Genomic DNA, 655 nt, shown 5'->3' with positions numbered 1-655 from the left:
GGGATAAGATTCCACGCTCATCCATTGAATACATCTTAAAGAAGGCAGCAACTAACACCATCTTCTATCTCCCCCAGGAAGTTGCAAAATCACCATTAGAACATCATATGGATACAGAAGCCGAAAAGAGATACAACCCATCTGCGTGGGAAAAGAACACAGGTATAATCCTCGGATCCGTAACCGATCTCGCATGTATGGGTGGAGTCGGTGGCGGTTGGAAAACAGCGGCTACATGGATCGGCGGTGACTTCCTGTTATCTAAATTTTCTGACAAACAGGAAGACCGTTCAGACATACCTTCAATAGTGCGCCCGGGATGCGAGGAACAGTATAGACAAGACCAGGAAAAAATGAAAAAGCAGTCAGAAGAAAAGCCACAGAGTAAGACTTCATCAGCAGAGACTGCACCGGAACAGGAAGAAGCGGTCAAAGAGGAACAACCAACAGAAGAACAGACCTCCCCGAAACCGAAGCAGACCAATATGGACGGATGGCAAGGGTTGCTGACCTCTTTCGGACTCAATGGCATTAGCGACATCGGACACAATATCGGATATGTACTGGCTATGCTGCCTGATATGCTTGTAGGACTCTTCACGGGAAAAACAAAGTCAATCAATCTGAAGGACAATATGATGCCTATTGCCAGTAT

General features: G+C 46.3%; 1 pseudogene. It reads left to right on the top strand.

What is annotated here, in order from left to right:
• Window positions 1-107: 107 nt before the first annotated feature.
• Window positions 108-655: pseudogene (locus tag AB5935_RS28195) on the top strand (hypothetical protein); the annotation flags it as partial.

The organism is Phocaeicola sp. RTP21198st1_B8_RTP21198_201120 (assembly GCF_040929485.1).
Taxonomy (GTDB): domain Bacteria; phylum Bacteroidota; class Bacteroidia; order Bacteroidales; family Bacteroidaceae; genus Phocaeicola; species Phocaeicola dorei.
The sequence above is the reverse complement of the archived record's forward strand: the minus strand, read 5'-3'. Positions and strand labels throughout refer to the sequence as shown.